The sequence below is a fragment of the Massilia sp. BSC265 genome (assembly GCF_000740675.1).
Classification (GTDB): Bacteria; Pseudomonadota; Gammaproteobacteria; order Burkholderiales; family Burkholderiaceae_D; genus Telluria.
The window spans coordinates 21,395-39,298 of record NZ_JPXI01000040.1 but is presented as its reverse complement, the minus strand read 5'-3'; the positions used below and the strand labels follow the sequence as shown (position 1 = coordinate 39,298).

General features: G+C 67.0%; 15 protein-coding genes. 9 read left to right on the top strand and 6 right to left on the bottom strand.

What is annotated here, in order from left to right:
* Positions 1 to 69: 69 nt before the first annotated feature.
* From MA09_RS20430 to MA09_RS20420, 3 genes are read left to right on the top strand one after another with little or no spacing between them, the layout of a single operon-like run.
* The gene (locus MA09_RS20430) at positions 70 to 2,304 is read left to right on the top strand and encodes a M1 family metallopeptidase (RefSeq protein WP_152594741.1); all 2,235 of its coding nucleotides are present in this window, start codon (positions 70 to 72) and stop codon (positions 2,302 to 2,304) included.
* The gene (locus MA09_RS20425; protein WP_036252616.1) at positions 2,301 to 3,224 is read left to right on the top strand and encodes a hypothetical protein; all 924 of its coding nucleotides are present in this window, start codon (positions 2,301 to 2,303) and stop codon (positions 3,222 to 3,224) included. The genes MA09_RS20430 and MA09_RS20425 overlap by 4 nt, the downstream gene beginning before the upstream one ends.
* A 50-nt stretch (positions 3,225 to 3,274) precedes the next feature.
* A complete protein-coding gene (locus MA09_RS20420) occupies positions 3,275 to 4,075 on the top strand; it encodes a class III extradiol ring-cleavage dioxygenase (protein WP_036252615.1) in 801 nt (266 codons plus the stop codon).
* A 115-nt stretch (positions 4,076 to 4,190) separates the two neighbouring features.
* Here MA09_RS20420 and ylqF read toward each other — a convergent pair whose 3' ends face one another.
* Positions 4,191 to 5,138: a ribosome biogenesis GTPase YlqF gene (gene ylqF, locus MA09_RS20415; protein WP_081897725.1), complete on the bottom strand. Its 948-nt coding sequence runs from the start codon at positions 5,136 to 5,138 to the stop codon at positions 4,191 to 4,193.
* Positions 5,139 to 5,305: 167 nt separating this feature from the next.
* Between ylqF and MA09_RS24920 the strand changes: the two genes are divergently transcribed.
* Positions 5,306 to 5,458, top strand: coding sequence for a hypothetical protein (locus tag MA09_RS24920; protein WP_161783243.1), 153 nt, complete (start codon positions 5,306 to 5,308; stop codon positions 5,456 to 5,458).
* 25 nt (positions 5,459 to 5,483) lie between these two features.
* On the opposite strand, the gene MA09_RS20410 is transcribed toward MA09_RS24920, so the two are convergent.
* The 3 genes from MA09_RS20410 to MA09_RS20400 form a co-directional block, all read right to left on the bottom strand.
* The gene (locus MA09_RS20410; RefSeq protein ID WP_200883108.1) at positions 5,484 to 6,686 is read right to left on the bottom strand and encodes a hypothetical protein; all 1,203 of its coding nucleotides are present in this window, start codon (positions 6,684 to 6,686) and stop codon (positions 5,484 to 5,486) included.
* A gap of 13 nt (positions 6,687 to 6,699) precedes the next feature.
* On the bottom strand, positions 6,700 to 7,593 hold the full coding sequence (locus MA09_RS20405; protein WP_373887859.1) for a hypothetical protein: 894 nt from the start codon (positions 7,591 to 7,593) through the stop codon (positions 6,700 to 6,702).
* A 172-nt stretch (positions 7,594 to 7,765) separates the two neighbouring features.
* Positions 7,766 to 8,695 carry a histone deacetylase family protein gene (locus tag MA09_RS20400; protein ID WP_036252612.1) on the bottom strand — a complete coding sequence of 310 codons (930 nt, stop codon included), beginning with the start codon at positions 8,693 to 8,695 and terminating at the stop codon, positions 7,766 to 7,768.
* Between the two features lie 240 nt (positions 8,696 to 8,935).
* On the opposite strand from MA09_RS20400, the gene MA09_RS20395 reads away from it, so the two are divergent.
* The 5 genes from MA09_RS20395 (at position 8,936) to MA09_RS20375 (ending at position 14,880) form a co-directional block, all read left to right on the top strand.
* Entirely contained in the window at positions 8,936 to 9,856 is a 921-nt protein-coding gene (locus tag MA09_RS20395; RefSeq protein ID WP_036252611.1) for a MoxR family ATPase, read from the top strand.
* Positions 9,857 to 10,879: a DUF58 domain-containing protein gene (locus MA09_RS20390; protein WP_036252610.1), complete on the top strand. Its 1,023-nt coding sequence runs from the start codon at positions 9,857 to 9,859 to the stop codon at positions 10,877 to 10,879.
* Positions 10,876 to 12,885, top strand: a complete 2,010-nt coding sequence (locus tag MA09_RS20385) for a DUF3488 and transglutaminase-like domain-containing protein (RefSeq protein WP_036252608.1) — start codon at positions 10,876 to 10,878, stop codon at positions 12,883 to 12,885. The genes MA09_RS20390 and MA09_RS20385 overlap by 4 nt, the downstream gene beginning before the upstream one ends.
* Complete coding sequence (gene mltB, locus MA09_RS20380) at positions 12,882 to 14,093, top strand: lytic murein transglycosylase B (protein ID WP_036252607.1); 1,212 nt, start codon at positions 12,882 to 12,884, stop codon at positions 14,091 to 14,093. The genes MA09_RS20385 and mltB overlap by 4 nt, the downstream gene beginning before the upstream one ends.
* 451 nt (positions 14,094 to 14,544) lie before the next feature.
* Complete coding sequence (locus MA09_RS20375) at positions 14,545 to 14,880, top strand: hypothetical protein (RefSeq protein WP_036216124.1); 336 nt, start codon at positions 14,545 to 14,547, stop codon at positions 14,878 to 14,880.
* A gap of 206 nt (positions 14,881 to 15,086) precedes the next feature.
* On the opposite strand, the gene cysM is transcribed toward MA09_RS20375, so the two are convergent.
* Both cysM and MA09_RS20365 read right to left on the bottom strand, forming a co-directional pair.
* Complete coding sequence (gene cysM / locus MA09_RS20370; RefSeq protein ID WP_036252606.1) at positions 15,087 to 15,989, bottom strand: cysteine synthase CysM; 903 nt, start codon at positions 15,987 to 15,989, stop codon at positions 15,087 to 15,089.
* A 275-nt stretch (positions 15,990 to 16,264) separates the two neighbouring features.
* Entirely contained in the window at positions 16,265 to 17,671 is a 1,407-nt protein-coding gene (locus MA09_RS20365; protein WP_051933655.1) for a M20/M25/M40 family metallo-hydrolase, read from the bottom strand.
* Between the last annotated feature and the right edge of the window lie 233 nt (positions 17,672 to 17,904).

Sequence of the window (17,904 nt, the reverse complement as noted above, 5' to 3'; positions counted from 1 at the left end):
GGAAATATTTCAGGCTTCTCGCTATAGTCGCGCTCATACAAGAACAACATCGGTCAAGGGGAGTCCTGCATGCAGTTCCAATCGAGTCGAAAGAGGCTGCACGCGCTGGTCGTCGCGCCGGTGGCAGCACTGCTGGCGCTGCTGGTGCTCGCTGGCGCCGGGGCCTGGCTGGCCCGGGCCGACGCGCCGTCCCCGTCCGATTCGCCGTCACTGGACGGCATCGCATTGGCCGCATCCGATGCCGCCGCCGTCAGCGTGCCGAGTAGCCCGGAGGCATGGGGCGGCATCCGCAGCGGCGACCACGCGACACTGTCCGACCGCGTGGTGAGCTACCGCATCGCCGCCACGCTCGACCCGGACAAGCACGTGGTGACGGGCCGGCAGCAGCTCACCTGGCGCAACCGCAGCGCGGTTCCCGTGCGCAGCGTCTACATCCACCTGTACATGAATGCCTTCGAAGGCGAAGGCAGCACCTTCTTTACCGAGCAGCGCCTGCGCGGCGAAGACTTTCGGAGCAGCCGCAAGTCGGGCGACGGCGAATGGGGCCACATTGCCCTGCGCAGCGTCACCCAGGGCGGCGCGGCGGTCCCGTGGCGCTTCGTCCAGCCCGACAACGGCCCCGCCACCGACCACACCGTGGCGCGCCTCGACCTGCCGGATGCGGTCGCGCCGGGCGCCTCGACCACGCTCGACATGGCCTTCAGCACCCAGCTGCCGCGCGTGATCGCGCGCACCGGCTACTACGGCAGCTTCCACATGGTGGCGCAGTGGTTCCCGAAGATCGCCGTCCTCGAACTGCCGGGCGAACGCGGCGCGACAAACCCGCGCTGGAACGCCCACGAGTTCCACATGGAATCCGAGTTCTATGCCGACTTCGGCAGCTACGACGTCAGCCTGACGGTCCCCAAGGACTATACCGTCGGCGCCACCGGCGAACTGCAGGGCACGTCCGTCGAGAAGAGCGGGATGGTGACGCACCGCTACGTGCAGCATGACGTGCACGACTTCGCCTGGACCGCCGACAGGCGCAGCGCTCGCCCGCTGGTGGAAACCTGGACCGGTCCGGGCAGCCCGACCGTGAGGATAGAGGTGCTCTACCCGCCCGAATACGAGGCCAGCGCCAGGCCGGCGATGAAGGCGGCCAAGGAATCGCTGACCTATTTTTCGCGTCGGCTCGGCCCCTACCCCTACCGGACGCTGACCATCGTGATTCCGCCTTACGGGGCGGAAGAAGCGGGCGCCATGGAATACCCGACCCTGTTCACGGCCTCCGGCTACGCCAAGGTACCGGAGAAGTCCTTGGCCGAGTACGAGCTCGATGCGGTGACGATCCACGAGTTTGGCCACGGCTACTTCTACGGCATCCTGGCCAGCAACGAGTTCGAGGAACCGCTGCTCGACGAAGGCCTGAATTCGTATTGGGAAGCACGCCTGATGCGCGACCGTGGCCAACTGGCCTATCCCGCCCCGGCCTTCCTGAAACGGATCGGTGTCGACCCGGGATTCGATGGCTTCGACCTGAACCGCCTGTTCATGCCTCGCGAGCGCCCCGCGGACGCGCCGGGCCAGAACGCCTGGAACCGCCTGCAGGGCATCGGCCCGGTGTACAGCCGCAGCGCGATCGTGATGCGTGACCTGGAAGAGCGCATCGGCAGCGAGGCGATGGAACTCGGCTTCAAGGAATATTACCGGCGCTGGAAATTCCGCCACCCGAGCATCGCCGACCTGCGCGAGGCGCTGGCCGACGGCAGCGGCGAGCGGGCCGCCGTCGAAGAGGTGTTCGCGCAGCAGGTCTACGCGGCTAACCGCGTCGACGACAAGGTGGCTGAGCTGTCGACCGAGGAAGAGCTGCCGCTGGCGGGCAGCCGCCTTGTGGATGGCAAGCGCGTCGAGGAAAGCCGGGGCGAGGTGGAAGAACGCATCGCCCGGCTGCGTGCGGACTGGCAGAAGGCCAACCCGAATGCCAAGCCTGGCAGCGGCCCCTTCCCCTGGCGCTCCCGGGTCACCGTACGCCGCGACGGTGCCAGCGTGCCACAGACGCTGATGGTGCGTTTCGTGGACGGCAGCAGCGAGACGGTGGCCTGGAACCCCGCGTCGCCGGACGAGAAATGGCGCACCTTCACCTGGGTCAGGCCGGTACGCGCCGTGTCGGCCGAGCTCGACCCGCGCCGCAGCCATTACCTGGACGTGAACAAGCTCGACGACAGCCGCACGACCGTACGCAATCGAAGCGCATCGACCCGCTGGACGAGCGACGTGGCGGCTTTCCTCCAACTCATCCTGTCCTTGATCGCCACCGTATGACGACCACGACTGCTTCCCTCGCGCCCGACCAGGTGCCGCACATGCCAGTCTCGAAAAGCCGCGGCGGACTGCCTAGCTTGCTCTCTCCCCTGCGCCTCGCCCTGCAATGGCGCCTCCTGCTGCTTTGGCTGCTGGCCCTGCTGCTACCCACGCTGGTCGCCGCCCTGCCCGTCTGGACCATGTTGGGGGCGGCCTTTGACCGATCACTCCATGTGCCTGCCCTGGCCAAGCGCCTCGACCTGGTGGCCATTGCCGACCTGATGGGCCTGCATGCCCAGCACGCCTCGGCCATCCTGGGTGGCGGCACCGTCGCCTTCATCATGACGCTGCTGCTGTCGCCGCTCCTGACCGGCGCGGCGATCACCGCCGCGCGCGCGCCGACGCCACTCGGTCTCGCGGCGTTGGTGGCGGGCGGTGTGCGCGAATACGGCCGCCTGCTGCGGATGCTGGTCTGGGCAGTCGTGCCGCTCGGTGCGGCGGTGTTCCTTGGCGGGATGGTGGCCGCCGTCGCGGAGCAGCCCGGCGCCGTGCTCGCGTCCTCGGTGTCCAGGGCGGCACTGGTCTCCTCGCTGCTGGCCACCCTGTTCCTGCTGCTGGCCCATGCGACACTCGACACGGGCCGCGCGGTGCTGGCGCTGGACCGCCGCCGCAGCTCGGCGGTGCTGGCCTGGTGCGACGGTATCAAGGTGATCATGCGCCGTCCGCTTGCCGTATTCGGCGTGTACCTCGGGATTACCGCCGCCGGGCTGGCATTGGCCGGGACGCTGGCGGTGGCACGCCTGAACGTTCCGGCGCTGGGCGCGGACAGCTTCGTCGGCGGGCTGCTGCTGGCCCAGCTGGCGGTGCTGGTGCTGGCCTGGATGCGTTGCGCGCGCCTGTTCGGGCTGATGGAACTGGCCAGGGGCGCCGGCGCACGCTGAGTTCCCCGTTCGGCTACCATGGGTACTTCGACGGAAGCATTGGAGCACCCATGACTCTTCCCACTTATTTCGTTTCCCACGGCGGCGGGCCGTGGCCGTGGATGAAGGAGCAGACCGGCGGCGCCTACGACCGGCTGGAAGCCTCGCTCGCCGCGCTGGGGCAGGCCCACGGCGGCGACGCGCGCTCGGTGCTGGTCGTGACCAGCCACTGGGAAACGCCGGGCTTCATGCTGTCTTCGGGCAGTGCGCCCGGCACGATCTACGACTACGGCGGCTTCCCGCCGCATACCTACCGCATCCGCTACCCTGCCCCGGGCAACCCGGCGCTGGCAGGACGCGTCGCCGCGCTGCTGCACGCGGCCGGGCACCCGGCCGGACTCGATCCGGAGCGCGGCTTCGACCATGGAACCTTCTCGATGCTGTATCCGGCCTATCCGGAAGCGACGATGCCGGTGGTGCAGTTGTCGCTGCGGCGCGACCTCGATCCCCGGGTCCATATCGAGGCCGGCCGCGCACTGCAGCCCCTGCGCGACGAAGGTGTGCTGATCCTGGGGAGCGGCCTCTCGTTCCACAACCTGCGGCAGTTCGGCCCGGCGGGGGCGCTGGCCTCACGGGCGTTCGACGGCTGGCTGCAGGAGACGATGGCGAAGGCACCGCACGAACGCACTGCGGCGCTGCTGCGCTGGGAGGAGGCGCCGATGGCGCGGGCCGCGCACCCGCGCGAAGAACACCTGCTGCCGCTGATGGTGGTGCTGGGGGCCGCCGAGCACGAGGCTGCGGCCTGCGTGTATCACGAAGAGGATTTTTTCGGGAGCCTGACGGTGTCCAGCTTCCGGTTCGGCAGTGCGTAGGGTGGGCAAAGCCGGCGAGATCTGCCTGTACGACTCATCAACCGCAACCTGTCACCGCGTAGGCGGGGAACCCGCCCACCCTACAACAGCATCGGCAATAGCAAAAGGAAAGCGATCACGTTCCGCGCTTGCCGCGCGCCGCTTCCTCGGCCTTGAGCGCCGCCTTCTCTTCGGCGATGCGCGCCTTCTCCGCCATCTCCGCGGCATGGCGCGCCAACGCAGCAGCGCGGGTTTCCGGCGTCTCGAGGCTGATGCGTCCCAATGCCCCGGTGCGGTAGTCGTGCAGCAGCACGTGAGAGGCTTTCTCGTAGTCGAAGTCGCCGCCGCGCACGCGGAAGCCGCGACGCTGGGCCACGTTCTCGATCACGGCAATGCCGTCCAGGCCTTCGGTCTTGAAGCCGTAGCGCGCCGTGAGCAGGTGCGGATAGCGTTCGAGCAGCAAGTTGGCCAGGAATTCGGCGACTTCCTCTTCGATCAGCGCATTCGAGCCCACCGCGTGGCTCGCGGCCAGCATCAGGCCGTCGCTCGCCATCGCGATCTTCGGCCACAGCATGCCCGGGGTGTCGACCAGCACGATGTGCTTGCCGAGGTAGAGCTTCTGCTGGGTCTTGGTGACTGCCGGCTCGTCGCCCACCTTGGCCACCCGCTTCTTGAGCAGCGCGTTCATCAGGGTCGACTTGCCGACGTTCGGGATCCCCATGATCATGATGCGCAGCGGCTTGGTCGGCACGCCGCGGTGCGGCGCCAGCGATTGGCAGATGTCCGGGATGCGCGCCACCTCGTTCGGCCGCTTGGTCGTCATCGGATAGGCGGTCACGCCCTCCTGCGCCTCGTAGAAGGCCTTCCAGGCCGCGGTGGCCGCCGGGTCGGCCAGGTCGGTCTTGTTCAAGATCTTCAGGCAAGGACGCTGGCGGAACTTGCGCAGTTCCTCCACCAGCGGGTTGCAGCTCGCCTCGGGCAGGCGGGCGTCGAGGACTTCGATCACCAGGTCGGTGTTCTCCATCTGCTCGGCGGCTTCCTTCTTGGCCGCATTCATGTGCCCCGGGAACCATTGTATCGACATGCTCTACTTTCCAAATCTTCAGTCAGGCCGCTATTCTACGCTGGCGGGCGGCCTATGAAAAAACAGCACACCTGAACGCACAATCCATTGATAGGCAGCAATGCATCCGCTCGGGGCCGGCACACACTCCAGATTCCGCCCACAGGGCCGTATTCTGGAGAACCATCATGCGTCACATGCCTAGGACTTCGCCACCGCGCCGGGCCTCGATCGAGCTTCCCCCGAAGAAATCGATGGGCCGCTGGTTCGCCTTCGGCATCCTGTGCGGAATGGTGGGCGCCGCCTGCCTGTTCGATCGCTTCCCGCTGCTGCAGGGCTGATCCGGATCAGCCTGGCTGCGCAGCCTCAGCGCGCGGCCGGTGCGCAGGCGCGCGGCGGCAGCGGCTGGCCCGGATCGAAAGCGGCCAGCTGTTCCCTGGCTGCCTCGCGGTCCTTCGCATATTCGGCCAGGTAGCGCGAACGCTCCTCGCTTTCCCACTCCGCATCCGACACGCCTTGCATGGTCCGGGTGCGGCTGGCGAAGACCTGTCCTTCGAGGCGCGGCATCAGGAGGCGGTCGGGGTCCACGTTCTCGCGCAGCAGGTAGCCGTCCACGTCGCGCAGCCGCAAGGGCAGCGCCGGACGCTCATCCGTCATCAGCTTGCCGAACACGGTCAGCTTCACTTCGCGCGCGCCCACCGCAAGCACGTCGTTGAAGGTCGCCAGGGCGAAGGGCTTGCCGCGCGCATCGTCGACGCGGCCGGTAACGATGTAGCGGCCCGGCTGGCGGACGTCGACGCCGAGGTGGAAGCTGAGCGAACCGTTCTCGACCGCTTCGCGGACCTGGCCGGTCCAGGCAGCCGGCAGCACCGGCGTGTAGACCACGTCGAACAGGACGAAGCCATTGCGTCCGCCCGCGGTGTAGCGCACCTCGGTGCGGATGGTGCCGTGGAAGCCCCCCAGGCCGGTCTGTCCCGGCGCCAGGATGCCGGCAAAGGCATTGTCCCCGGCCACCGGGTCGGCGCCGCCGCCGTCGTCGGCGAAGGACAGCGCCACCTGGGGCGTCGGGCGGCTGCCGCCATAGGTCATGCCCTGCGCCAGTGCGCGCGTGATCACGATCGGCACGGTGGCGCCCTGGGCATCCACCGCGCGCAGGGAAAACGCGACGGCTTCGCCGGCGGCCAGGTAGACGCGCGACTGCGAGGTCTGCAGGAATACCTTGGCATGGTTGCCGCCGCCCTCGATGCGCATCGGATGCATCTCGGTGACGGGCTGGTTCGGGTGCAACTGGTCCGGGTTCTGCGCGGCCGGGCGCGACTCGTGCGGGTATTTGCTGCCTGCGAGGTAGCTGCAATACGTATGGTCGGTGAGCTGGACGTGCTCGACCAGCTGGCGGCGGCGCGCGGCACGGTCGCCGGGAACCGGCAGGCCGCTTTCCGGCACCTGGCTGAAGAACTGCGGCCCGGCGGACGGCGGCGGGCTGGCCGTGGCCTGCGGCGGCGCCTCCGGTTCGCCGCGAGCGAACCAGAGGGCGAGCGCGACGGCCGACGCCACGCCCAGCCCTATCAAGGATTTTGTCCGCCTAGAGAGCACTGTTCACCACCGCGCTGCGCACGACGCCCACGATCCCGCCCCAGTTGCCGTTGATGTAGTGGTTGTAGTCTTCGCTGTCGTCGCGGAAGACCACCGAGTGATAACGCCACTTGGTGCTGCCGCCCTGGTTGTTGGCCGTCCCGAGCGTGAGGTCGTTGCAGAACCAGTCGCCCGGATTGCACAGGGAACGGCCCGAACTGCCGGCCACGCCGCCGCTGCTGTGGTAGGCGATGACCTCGTCGTCCTGGCCCGGCAGCAGGCTGGAATAGAGCGTGCCCCGGGCGCCTGCATACATGTAGAACCAGATGTTGCGCGTGTCATTGTGGTTGTACATGGCGCGTGCCGTGGCGGTCTTGAGGTCCTGCACCAGCGGTTCGGACGTGGTCCACGAACCGGCGTCGGACAGCTCGGAACCGCCGGCCGCGCCGGCGGCGGCGCGTACCCACCGGATGTTCCACCCGGTCTGCGTGCTCCCGTCGCTGTTGCCGCACACGCCGCTGCTGCCCGGACTGGCGTTCTTCTTCAGGCGCGCCGTGCCGCCGTAGTTCGCCAGCGTATAGCCCATCATCAGGTCGCCGGCGCTGTAGGTGACGATGTAGCACCAGTTGGACCCGGTACAGAAGCAGTCGAGTGCGTTGCGCACCTTGCCGCTCTGGGAAGCGATGCTGCTGCGGCCATCCCAGTTGACGGCCTTCTTGTTGACCCCGGCCGGGGTGGTGGCCGGTCCCCAGTAGCTGAAGTCGTTGTAGTTCCCCGGCGCACCCACGGCGCCGCCGGCACGGCCGTTGATCCAGAGGGTGTAGTTGGTGGCGCAGGCCAGGCTGGACGCAAGACTGGACGCGAGAAACAGGCCGAGCGCGCCCACGGTGTGGATTGGTCTCACTCTCATCTCCTTTGTTATTGGTTGTGGTGCGACCGTCGCCTGGCGTACGGGCGTGGATGAGCGCACGACGTGTGCAGAGGCTGCGGGTCGCGGAGATTAGATGTGACGGGATGGGTCCGCGTTCCGCGCCGAGGCTGCACGGAACGCGATATTGCGGAGCAGCCGCCGACGCTTATTCGAGCTCGGCGAGCACTTTCAGGTGGGCCACGACGCTGCGGCCCAGCGCCGACAGCGCATAGCCGCCCTCGAGGCAGCTGACGATGCGCCCCCGTGCGTACTGCTTTGCCACGGCCATTACCTGGCGCGTGATCCAGGCGTAGTCGGCCTCCACCAGCCCGATGCCGCCCATGTCGTCCTCGCGGTGGCCGTCGAAGCCGGCCGAAACGAAGATCATCTGCGGCTGGTGCGCGTGCAGCGCCGGCAGCCAGTAGTCCTGCACCAGCTGGCGCACCGTGTCGCCGTCGCTGAGCGCCGGCACCGGTATGTTGACGCTGGTGGCCGTGACCGGTTCCGGGTCGCAGTAGGGATAGAACGGGTGCTGGAACAGGCTCACCATCAGCACCCGCGGGTCGTGACGGAAGGCGTCGGCGGTACCGTTGCCGTGGTGGACGTCGAAGTCGACGATGGCGACGCGCTCCAGCCCGTGCACGTCCATCGCATGGCGCGCGGCGATGGCGACGTTATTGAAGAAGCAAAACCCCATCGGTTCGGTCGGCGTCGCGTGGTGCCCCGGCGGGCGCACCGAACAGAAGGCATTGTCCACTTCGCCCGCGATCACGGCATCGGTCGCGGCCACCGCGGCGCCGGCCGCGCGCAGCGCCGCCCGGTAGCTGTGATGGCAGAGGATGGTGTCGCCGTCGAGCGGATAGGTATCGCCTTCGGCCGGCACGTTGTCGCGCACCAGCGCCACCGCGCCCGGGGTGTGGTTGCGCAGGACGTCGGACAGGTCGGCCAGCGGCGCGCTGCGCTGCTCGATCAGGCCATCCAGGCGCGCCAGGATCAGCTGGTCGTCGATCGCCTGCAGCCGCGACGGAGATTCGGGGTGCCAGTCGCCCATGTCGTGCCGCAGGCAGTCGGGGTGGCTGTAGATTGCTGTGCTCATCGTTATCGTTTGACTAATCGTGTTACCGGGCGCGTCTCCTGCTGCCGGGTGGCTGCTCATCCATAACGCCCCATGACGGCCGTTCTAGCATAGAATCGAATGCAAAGGCTTGTTGCCGATGGAGTATGAAGCTTGCCGATGGCGCTAATCTACCACGATGACGCCATGGCCTGCTCGCCCTGCCTGCCTCCCGGCTCGTTGGGCACGGCGCCGCCTCGAACAGATCACCGGAATCCAACCATGTTCAATCAACTACATGCCAGCGCGCGCCAGGTCAGCCAGGTCGTGGTCGGCAAGGACCAGCAGGTGCGCCTGGCCCTGACCTGCCTGCTGGCGGGCGGCCACCTGCTGCTCGAAGACCTGCCCGGCGTCGGCAAGACCACGCTGGCGCATGCGCTGGCGATCTCGCTCGGCCTGAAGTTCAACCGCGTCCAGTTCACCAGCGACCTGCTGCCCGCCGACGTGGCCGGCATTTCGGTGTACGAGCGCGAGAAGAACGAGTTCGTGTTCCATCCGGGCCCGATCTTCACCCAGGTGCTGCTGGCCGACGAGATCAACCGCGCCACGCCCAAGACCCAGTCGGGCCTGCTGGAAGCCATGGAGGAGCGCCAGGTCAGCGCCGACGGCGTCACCCGCGCCCTGCCCGAGCCCTTCTTCGTGATCGCCACCCAGAACCCGGCCAACCAGGTCGGCACCTTCCCGCTGCCCGAGTCGCAGCTCGACCGCTTCCTGATGTGCCTGTCGCTGGGCTACCCGGACGCCGCCGCCGAGCGCGCGCTCCTGATGGGCGAAGACCGCCGCGCCATGCTGCGCAGCCTGCAGCCGGCAATGCAGCCGGAGCAGCTGGCCCAGGCCCAGCGCGCCCTGAAGGAAATCCATGCCTCGCCCGCCCTCGTCACCTACGTGCAGGCGCTGGCCCAGGCCTCGCGCCAGAACGGCCTGTTCGCCGAAGGCCTGTCGCCGCGTGCCGCCATCGCCCTGCTGCAGGCCGGCCGCGCCTGGGCCGCGCTCGAAGGACGCGACCACGTCATCCCCGAAGACATCCAGGCCGTGCTGGTGCCGGTCTGCGCGCACCGCCTGCGCCCGCTGAAGGCGGCCCACGGCCAGGCGCTGGCCAGCCGCGACCTCGTGCTGCAGCTGCAGAAATCGGTCCCGGTATAAATGGAAGTCGCAGCAGGAGGATGGCGCGGCTGGCTACGGCGCTCGACGGGCAAGTGGCTGCCGCGCCGCGGCACGCTTGATGCCGGCGAAGTGGTGCTGAGCCAGCGCCGCGTATTCATCCTGCCGACCCGGGCCGGCATCGGCTTCGCCGTGCTGCTGCTGGTGCTCCTGATCGGCTCGATCAACTACACCCTCGGCCTGGGATTCGCGCTGACCTTCCTGGCCCTCTCGTGCGCTCTGGTGGACATGGTCTTCACCTACCGTAACCTGGCTCACCTGGCCCTGCAGCAGGGCCGCGTCCCCGCAGTCTTCGCCGGCCAGGAGGCCCAGTTCGAGCTCCACATCGCCAACCGCACCGCGCTCGCGCGCTACGGCGTGTGGATCGATTTCGCCGACGCCACCACGAAGGCAGAGCCGCGCCACGTCACCGACATCGCCGCCCATGGCAGCGCCAGCGTGCTGCTGGGCGTGCCGACCAGTGCGCGCGGTTGGCTGCAGCCAGCGCGCGTGGTGCTGTCCACCCGTTTTCCGCTCGGCCTGTACCGCGCCTGGAGCTATTGGCGTCCCGCCGCCCGCGCGCTGGTCTATCCACGCCCGGAAGAAGGCGCGCCGCCACTGCCCGTGAGCGATCACGCGGTCGGCAGCGGCCGGGCCTCGTTGTCGTCCACCCGGAATGACGACTTTGCCGGCGTGCGCAGCTACCAGGCCGGCGACTCGCCGCGCCAGCTGGCCTGGCGCCAGATCGCCCGGCTCGACCCGGCGCTCGGCGGCCAGCTCGTCACCAAGCATTTCGAAGGCGGCGTGGGCGACGAGCTGGTGCTCGACTTCGCACAGTTGCCGCCCCAGCTCGACCTGGAGCTGCGCCTGTCGCGCATGACGCGCTGGGTGCTCGACGCCGAGCAGCGCGCCCTGCCCTACGCCTTCCGCCTCGGCGCGATCCATTACGACGCCGGCAACGGCGCCGCCCACCAGGCGGCCTGCCTGCGTGCGCTGGCCTTGTATGGCATCCCGGAGCCGGCATGAAGGTCCTGTCGTCCCTGCCCCGCCTGCCGAGGGATAAAGCCGACACCCTGCTCCTGCTGGGCAGCGCCCTGCTGGTTCTGGCGCCACACGCGGCCCACCTGCCGCTGTGGGTGTCGCTGCTGTGCGTCGCCACGCTGGCTTGGCGCGGCGCGATCACGCTGCTCGGCAAGCGCATGCCCTCCACCCTGGTGCTCTTGCCCATCGCCGTAGGCGCGATGGCCGGCATCCAGTTCAGCTACAAGACCCTGCTCGGGCGCGACGCCGGCGTCGCCATGCTGGTGCTGCTGGTGGCCTTCAAGATGCTCGAGATGCATGCCCGCCGCGATCTCTATGTGGTGATTTTCCTGTGCTTCTTCCTGGTGCTCACCAACTTCTTCTATGCCCAGGGCATCGGCACCGCCCTGTTGATGGTGGCGGCGGTGCTGGCCCTGCTCACTACCCAGCTCTCCTTCCAGTTCACGGGTAGCGTGCCGCCGCTACGCGCCCGCCTGGCGATGGGGGCGAAGATGCTGCTGTTCGCCGCGCCGATCGCGGTGGTGCTGTTCTTCGTCTTCCCGCGCCTGGGCGGTCCGCTGTGGAGCATGCAGGGTGGTACCGGCAACGGCAGCGCCAAGTCCGGCCTGTCCGACCGCATGGCGCCGGGGCAGATGTCGAACCTGGCGATGTCGAACGAACCGGCCTTCCGGGTACGCTTCGAAGGCCCGGTGCCGCCCAAGGCCCAGCTGTACTGGCGCGGCCTGGTGCTCGACGCGTTCGACGGCACCGCCTGGACCCGCGGCGGCTCGATTCCCACCCGTTCGGGCAACTCGCTGCGCGTACGCGGGCAGGCGCAGCGCTACGAGGTGACGCTGGAGCCGTCTGACACGCGCTGGCTGTTCACCCTCGAGATGGCCGGCCACATGCCGGAAGTGCCGGGCTACCGCACGCAAGTCTCGCACCAGCTCGAGCTGAGCACGGACCGGCCATTGGCCGAGCGCGTGCGCTACCCGATGATCTCCTACCCGGATTACGCGCTGGACGGACGCGATGCCCTCGACGACCCCAACCAATGGCTGCTGCTCCCCTATGGCTACAACCCGCAGGCGCTCGCCGCCGGGCTGGCGCTGCGCAAGGAACCGGAGCCGGCGCGCCGCATCGAGCAGGTACTGCGCCGCTTCCGCGAGCAACCCTACAGCTACACGCTGGAGCCGCCGCTGCTGGGCCGCCATTCGGTGGACGAGTTCCTGTACGGGACCCGCGCGGGTTTTTGCGAACACTATTCCGGCGCCTTCGTGTTCCTGATGCGCGCGGCCGGCATCCCGGCGCGCGTGGTCACGGGCTACCAGGGCGGCGAACTGAACCCGATCGACGGCTACGTGACGGTGCGCCAGTCCGATGCCCACGCCTGGGCCGAAGTCTGGCTGCGCGGGCGCGGCTGGGTGCGGGTCGACCCGACCGCCGCCGTGGCGCCGGAACGGGTGCGGCGCAACCTCGCGGCCGCGGTCGAGCCGCCGCCGCCCTTCGGCATCGACGCGCTGCGCGGACTGTCGATGTTCGGCGCTAGCGGCGATTCGCTGCTGGGCCGCCTGCGCAATGCGCTCGGCGCCGTCAACAACGGCTGGAACCAGTGGGTGCTGAACTACACGCCCGAGCGCCAGCGCGGCTTCCTGCAAAGCCTGGGCGACAGCCTGGCCGGCTGGCGGGTTGCCGGCTTGATCATGCTGGGGGCGGGAGTGTTGCTACTGGCGAGAATTTTGTATCTCCGCAGGGAAATTGATCCGGTCGAGGCGGTATACTCCTCCCTATGCAAGCGCCTTGCCCACCTGGGCCTGGCACGTGCAGCGGACGAAGGGCCCACCGCCTACGCGGCCCGGATCGCGGCCTCGCAGCAGCTGGCGCCGCCATCACGTGACGCTGCCGCCGAATTCTTGCGCCGCTATAGCGCCTGGCGCTATGCGCCGCCCCAGCCCGCGCCTCGGCGCCAGCTGGCCGCTACCTTGAAGAGATTACTGTCCCAAGTTAGATGAAATCGATCGTTCCCCTGTTTGCCGCGCTGGCAATCGCCCTTGCCCCGACCGGGCAGGCGGGCGCCGGCGCGACAGATCCGCACGTCCAGACTGCGTCCACCAAGGCATCGGCCAAGGCCGCCAAAGCGAAGGCTGCCAAAGCCAAGGCCACAAGTAAAAAAGACAAGGCTTCCGGCAAGCGCATCGCGATCCGCTCGACGAAAGTGCTGAAGGCGGCGCCGGCTGCCGCCGTGATCGACTACGACGGCGAGCGCCACAACTTCCTCGAATGGCAGGCGGTGCGCGAGTTCATGGACGAGATGAGCACGCAGCACGGCTTCGACCGCGCTTACCTGGAATCGCTGTTCGGACAGGCGCGCTTCATCGACTCGGCGGTGCAGCTGGTCAAGCCGGCCCCGCCGGGCAAGCCGAAGAACTGGCAGGCCTACCGCGACCGCTTCATCGAGCCGATCCGCATCGCCGCCGGCGTGCGCTTCTGGAACGACAATGCCGAGGCGCTGGCGCGGGCCGAAGCCGCCTACGGCGTGCCGGCCGAGATCATCGTCGGCATCATCGGTGTCGAGACCATCTATGGCCGCGACACGGGCAAGTTCCGGGTGCTCGACACCCTGGCGACGCTCGCCTTTGCATATCCGGAAACGCCGAACCGCGCCAGCCGCATGGCGTTCTTCCGCAGCGAGCTGGCCCAGACCCTGATCTTCGCGCGCGAACACCGGGTGGAACCGTTCTCGCTGCTGGGTTCGTTTGCCGGTGCCGTCGGCATGCCGCAGTTCATGCCGGGGAATATCCTGAAGTACGGCGTGGACTTCAACGGGGACGGCCAGATCGACCTGCGCCAGTCGTCGGAAGATGCGATCGGCAGCGTGGCCAATTTCCTGATCCAGCACGGCTGGAATCCGGAATACCGCGGCAGCCCTGTCTACCCCGCCGACGTGTCGCTGAACCACGCCTGGGCACCGTTGCTCGAGCGCGGGCTGAAGGCCACCTTGCGTCCGGAAGAGCTGCGCGCCGCCGGTGTGTCGTTCGGGGGTGCGCTGCCGGCCGAGCGCCTGTACGGGCTGGTCGACCTGCAGAATGGCGCCGAAGCCACCGAGTACTGGGTCGCCAACGATAACTTCTTTGCTATTACAAAGTACAACCGCAGTTACTTCTATGCCATGTCAGTGATCGAGCTGGGCCGTGCTGTGCGTGCCTCGCGCGGCGGCTGAGCATTACTCTGCGGGAAACTTTGTATCGATTTGTAACTGGTTTCCCGCAGTTTCTCCCCTTTCCGTCCGGTTTCCTCCCCGCATACTCCCCGGGGGTATGCGTCTCTTTGCTGCAGATTCTCTGCAGAAACATCCCACCTCGTGCAATACCCCCATTTTTCTTAGTAATCTGCCAGCATTTTTCATACCGTGCTGCATCAAATACTGTTTGCCTATACACTAGGGATTAATCAAAAAACAATTATTATTTCCGTGAGTTTGTGAGAGAATTGCATTGCGGCTATTGTTGCGCTGAGACAACGATACTGAATAAGTTCATCTGATTTTTATTGCTACTGAGTATCAGATTAGAAATTAGTTGTACAATTGAATAGAAAATTACGAAATACCGAACCTTTGGAGCCGAGCGCCGCATGGGGCTCCGTCCAACCCAAAAATAGGATATTGAATCATGACAAACCAAGTCGGCATTGATATGAATAGCGATTCGGAGTCCGATGAGCTGCTGCAGTACAACCCGAACCGCCTGCTCGACACCCTGATCGAGAACCTGCGCCTGAAGAACGACGCTGCCCTGTCGCGCGCACTGGAAGTTGCACCGCCGGTGATTTCGAAGATTCGTCACCACCGCCTGCCGGTCGGCGCTTCGCTGCTGATCCGCATGCACGAAGTGAGCGACCTGTCGATCCGTGACCTGCGCTACCTCATGGGCGACCGCCGCGCCAAGTTCCGCATCAGCGACAAGCAGTTCAAACCGAAAGAAGGCGCCGCCCCGAAAGAGGCGTAATCACGCCGGGCGTCGCACGCCGGGCGTCGTGGCAGGGAGCGTGCCTGCCGCCGGACGCCAGCGCGAGCCTTGCTGGATGCGAGTTCGGCACGACGGGCGTATGCGAACGCAGGACCGCTGCGGGCGATATGGCCGGACGTTCAAGAAGTTGCAGAAAATAAAAAGCCATCCGTCAGGATGGCTTTTTACATTGCCGGTGTCGATGCTCAGGCGGGGAACACACCTGTCGACAGGTAACGGTCGCCGCGGTCGCACACGACGAACACGATGGTCGCGTTCTCCACGGTTTGCGAAATGCGCAAGGCCACTTCGCAAGCGCCCGCCGCCGAAATGCCGCAGAAGATACCCTCTTCCGCCGCCAGCCGGCGCGCCATCTGTTCGGCCGCGGCCTGGCTCACGGGCTCCACCTGGTCCACGCGTGCCTTGTCGTAGATTTTCGGCAGGTAGGCTTCCGGCCACTTGCGGATGCCCGGGATCGACGAACCTTCTTCCGGCTGGGCGCCGACGATACGCACCGCCGGGTTCTGCTCCTTCAGGTAGCGCGACACGCCCATGATGGTGCCGGTGGTGCCCATCGCGCTGACAAAATGGGTGACGCGGCCTTCGGTGTCGCGCCAGATTTCCGGGCCGGTGGTCTCAAAGTGGGCGCGCGGGTTGTCGCCGTTGGCAAACTGGTCAAGGATGATGCCCTCGCCGTTTTTCTGCATCTGCTCGGCCATGTCGCGCGCGTATTCCATGCCGCCCGACTTCGGGGTCAGGATGATCCTGGCGCCGTAGGCCGCCATGCTCTGGCGGCGCTCGATGGACAGGTTGTCCGGCATCAGGAGCACCATCTTGTAGCCGCGGATGGCAGCCGCCATCGCCAGCGCAATGCCGGTATTCCCGCTGGTGGCTTCGATCAGCGTGTCGCCCGGCTTGATCTGGCCGCTCTGCTCCGCGCCGCGCAGCATCGACATGGCGGCGCGGTCCTTCACCGAGCCGGCCGGATTATTTCCTTCGAGCTTGCCAAGGATGATGTTGTTGCGGGCAGCCGCGTCCGCGCCGGGCAGGCGCACCAGCTGCACCAGCGGGGTATTGCCGATCGTGTCTTCGATGGTCTTGTAAGCCATTCCTTGCTCTCTCGCGATTTCCTAAACCGCTATTTTAATCCGGACAGCCGGGAGGCGTATTGGCCGGGGCCGTTCGTAGGGTGGCGCGGCTGCCCCCCTACTGCCTGATCAGCCAACGGCGCTGGCGCCGCCCACGCGTTCACATCCCTGTCGAGCAGACGTCCAGGCTGCCCGGATCGCACTTGAACGCGTGGGCGGCGACAACGCCAGGGACCACTCGGAGCGCAAGGTGTAGCCGCCCACCCTACGGGAAAACCGAGCCCGTCACGGCTGGATCAGCGCTGCGGCAGCGGGTAGGTGGCGACGCTCACGTTGCCATCCTTGTCGACTGCCTGCACGCCAAAGAACACATTGTCCTTCGACAGGTCGACCGTCGCCTCGGTGACGTTGCCAACCCACTTCGAACCCTGCCAGTCGGCGGCGGTGGTCTCGCGCCAGACGATGCGGTAGCCCGCCACGTCCGGCTCGGCGTTCGCCTGCCATACCAGGGTCGAATCATTGGTCAGCTTGTCGGTGCGCAGCTTGACGTTCTGCGGCGCGCCTGGCGCCAGCGCCAGCGAGGCCAGTGCCGCGGCGTTCACCTTGGTCACCTTGGCGATGTAGTCGTAATCATTAAACTCGATCAGGTCGCCGTAGACCTTGCCGTTTTCGGTACGCAGGTCCTGGTGCTGGTGGGCGAAGTCCTCGGCCGGCTCGGTGAAGCGCAGCGCGGCGTAGCCCTGCTCCAGGAAGGGCATGTGGTCGCCGCCGCGCAGGTAGCGGTCGGCGCGGTGGATCACCGTCACCTTGAAGCCCTTCACGTAGCGCTCGCCCATCTCCTTGGTGTGGCGGGCCAGCTGGCGCGAGAGCGAATCGCTGTCGCCGCCGGTGGCCACCAGCTGGCGCACGGCCTCGCTCATCTCCTTGGTGGCCGGGATGCTCTGCGAGAACAGGCGCACCTGCTTGTTGTCCACCTTGCCATTGTCGGCGCGCGAGCTGCCGATGATGTCGTTGGTGTACATGCCGGCAATGTTCAGGTTCTTCTGGCGCGCCTGAGTGGCCCAATGGCGCGCGCCCAGCAGGCCCTGTTCTTCGGCGGCCACGGCCATGAAGACGATGGTGGCGTCGAACTTGTGCTTGGCCATCACGCAGGCCAGTTCCATGGTGGCCGCGGTGCCGGAGGCGTCGTCGTTGGCGCCCGGGGCGTCGGCGGTGTAGTTCATCACGTCGCTGACGCGCGAATCGTAGTGGCCGCTGACCACGTAGATGCGGTCCTTGGAGGCTTCCTGGGTACCCGGCAGGGTGGCGACCACGTTGACGATCTCGGTCGGGCGCGAAATGCGCGCCGACACTGGAGCGATGTGGCTGTCGAAAGCAACCTGCAGCGGCGTGCCGGCGCCGCAGCGCTCCAGCTCGGCCTTGATCCAGCGGCGCGCGGCGCCGATGCCGCGCGTGTCCGATTCGGTTTCCGACATCGTGTGGCGGGTGCCGAAGCTCACCAGCTTGGCGACATAGCCCTCCATGCGCTTGGGCGAGATCTCGGCGAGGATCTTGTTGATCTGGGGCTGCTGGCGCTTGAAATCGGGTGCCGCCGGGGCTGCAGGGGCCGGGGAGGCGGCCGCTGCAGGGCGCACCCATGCGGCGCCGGCGCTAACGGCAAGCAGTGCGGCCAGCAGGGAGGAAGAGATGCGGGCGTGAGGCATGAGTACCTTTCTAGTCGTGGAGTGCAAAAAGACATGCACATCTTCTCATGCGCGGTGATTGGTGTCAGTCAATACATACGGTGCAGTGTTTGCGAAAAGAAAGCCGATGGAGACAATCTGCGCGGTCGGCCGCCTGAATCTATCAGGCGTACTCGAACTACGCTCCTCATTACGAGCGCCATGACCGGCGCGACCCGCAGGTCGACATCCGTATCCGCCAGTATGCCGGCGCC